4 protein-coding genes and 1 pseudogene are annotated in these 2,414 nt (G+C 66.2%); 4 read left to right on the forward strand and 1 reads right to left on the reverse strand.

Annotation, left to right across the window (positions count from 1 at the left end; translation table 11 throughout):
• The 4 genes from JYJ84_RS34270 to JYJ84_RS34285 form a co-directional block, all read left to right on the forward strand.
• Positions 1–316: alpha/beta hydrolase (locus tag JYJ84_RS34270; RefSeq protein WP_205190102.1), on the forward strand; the 316-nt coding region annotated here is incomplete at its 5' end.
• Positions 317–528: 212 nt separating this feature from the next.
• Positions 529–1,083, forward strand: coding sequence for a protein-tyrosine-phosphatase (locus tag JYJ84_RS34275; RefSeq protein WP_043178289.1), 555 nt, complete (start codon positions 529–531; stop codon positions 1,081–1,083).
• Positions 1,084–1,429: 346 nt separating this feature from the next.
• Complete coding sequence (locus tag JYJ84_RS34280) at positions 1,430–1,762, forward strand: type II toxin-antitoxin system RelE/ParE family toxin (RefSeq protein WP_122948947.1); 333 nt, start codon at positions 1,430–1,432, stop codon at positions 1,760–1,762.
• Complete coding sequence (locus JYJ84_RS34285; protein WP_122948946.1) at positions 1,759–2,088, forward strand: DNA-binding protein; 330 nt, start codon at positions 1,759–1,761, stop codon at positions 2,086–2,088. Before JYJ84_RS34280 ends, JYJ84_RS34285 begins: the two co-directional genes overlap by 4 nt.
• A 16-nt stretch (positions 2,089–2,104) precedes the next feature.
• Here JYJ84_RS34285 and JYJ84_RS34290 read toward each other — a convergent pair.
• A pseudogene (locus tag JYJ84_RS34290) lies at positions 2,105–2,414 on the reverse strand (cytochrome O ubiquinol oxidase); the annotation flags it as partial.

Here is a 2,414-nt window from a genome sequence, read left to right on the forward strand (position 1 = left end):
GATCCGTCGCGGTTGGCTCGAGCAAGGGCTGCGCTGGTATCACGGCGCCGGGTCGGTGGCGGCCCGCGGCCCGCTCGACACCGACCTGCGCGGATTGCCGCCGATGCTCGTCCAGGCCGGCGACCAGGAGGTGCTGCTGTCGGATGCGCAGCGGCTGGCCCGTCATGCGCAGGCCTGTGGCGTGCCGTGCCGGCTGGAGGTTCATGCGGCGCGCTGGCACGTGTTTCATCTGCAGGCGTTTTACCTGCGGTCGGCGCGGGATGCGTTGCGGACGCTGGCGGGGTTTGCGGCGGAGCGGGTGGCGGTCACGGCGTGACGATGAAGCAGTAATACGCCGCGATCGGGGCCGTGATTTGCGGCTTCCCCGATCGGGCGCACGGCGCATGCGTCGCCACCGGGCTCGCTTGCCACGAAGCGACGCCGTCTTGCGAAAACCGGCCGTTTATTTTTTTCCGTCGCATGCGGCCGTCATGATCTCCCGCAAGCCCTGGCGCGCCGCCGGGGCTCCCCCATCCTCGCGGAGACATCATGAAAAGAAGGCACACCCTCAATACGCTGGCACTGCTCTGTTGCGTCGGCATCCAGTGCGCGACTTCGGCATTCGCCGACGAGCCGAAGAAGGTGGCGTTCGTCGATACGGGCAACACCGGGCGCAGCGTGATGGCCGAAGCGATCGCCGGCCAGTTGATCGCGCAGCGCCACGCGCACATCGCGGTGATTTCACGCGCGGTCGACGAAGATCCGTATGACGAAAAGCCCGAGGAAAACGGCGTGATCCTGATGAAGCGCCGCGGCATCGATACGTCCGCGCACCGTTCGGTGCAGTTGAACGCGAACGACATCAAGCATTCCGACGTGATCCTGACGATGACCGACAAGCACAAGGAGAAAGTGCTCGCGCTCTATCCGTCGGCCGCCGGCAAGGTGTTCACGCTTGCCGAGTATGCGTCCGGGAAGCACGTCGACGTGCCCGACGCGTGGGGCAAGCCGATCGATTTCTACGAATCGGTCACGGCGCAACTCGACACGTACATCCCGGCCGCGCTCGACAAGGTCGCAACGGCCGCGCCGGCGAAGCAGTAATGCGGGACGGCCTGTTGGTTCGCCAGGCGCGCGACGCGCCGGCGCCGACAGGTCTGCCTTTTACGCCGCTCCCCCAGACACCCCACCCACCGCACGCGCCCTTCATCGGGCCGTGGACTTTGGCCATTCAGCCGAATCGTCAGCCTACGCACCGGATGAAAGAATGATCTTCGTCCGGGAAGCCGGCTTCGCGGCCTGAAATCCCGCCCCTTGAAAGCACCGCATGCGTTGCAACTGCAGCGCATGCGGCGTTGTGTGTCGCCCCGACTCGGCAATACGCGCACCACCCGGCCGCTCACACAGCCACCTCATTTACCCTTCACCTATTTGTAGCTTATAAGTTACAATGCTATCCAAGTTCGAACTTCTTCGCTACCAGCGCGACGACGGTCGCGAGCCCTTCACCGAATGGTTGAACGCCGTGCGCGACAAGCCTGCGCAGGCACGGATTCGCGAACGCCTGCGCCGCGTGCAGACAGGCAACTTCGGCGATTGCGAGCCCGTCGGCGAAGGCGTGATCGAACTGCGCGTCCACGTCGGCGCCGGCTATCGCGTGTATTTCGGGCGGTACGGCAGCGCACTGGTGCTGTTGCTGTCCGGTGGCGACAAAGGCAGTCAACCCGACGACATCAGGCGCGCCAAGGAACACTGGTCGAACTGGAAACGGAGGCAAACATGACCAAGCTCAAAGCTGCGGTATCGCACCACGACGCGGAAGTCGCCGAACTCGGCGCCGACCGCGAACTCGCCGTCGCCTATCTGCGCGTCGCGATGGAGTCGCTCGACGATCCCGACAACCGCGCGGCCGGCCTGCTCGCGCTGCGCACGGTCGCGGAAGCGTACGGCGGGCTCGGCGCCGTCGCGGCCGAAGCCGGCATCAGCCGCGAATCGCTGTATCGCACGCTGTCCCCCAACGGCAACCCGACGCTGAAAACCCTGCTCGCGGTACTCAAGACCGTCGGCCTGCGCCTGTCCGTCGTCCCCGCGCAGCCGGCGCACGCGTAAGCGGCGCACTGCCCGCTCACGGCCGAACCATCCAAACCAGCAGCATCTCCTTCGGCGCGGCCGTCATCCCCGCCGGCGGATGCTCGATCGTCGACTCGACCGCCAGCGCTTTCGCAATCGTCGCCGCATCGTCGATCGTCGTCGTGTGCACGATCGTCATCAGCCGCGCCGGCCGGTGCAGCGTCTCGCGATACATCGCGCCGTACCACAGCGGCCGCATGCCGAGCGCGTCCTGCAACACGTACGGATAACGCCACAGCCGCAGCACGAGGCGGCTTTCCGGCTGGCCCGGATCGATGCGCACGAACACGCGGCGCGTGCTTTCG

This window comes from Burkholderia sp. LMG 13014 (assembly GCF_905232215.1).
Lineage (GTDB): Bacteria > Pseudomonadota > Gammaproteobacteria > Burkholderiales > Burkholderiaceae > Burkholderia.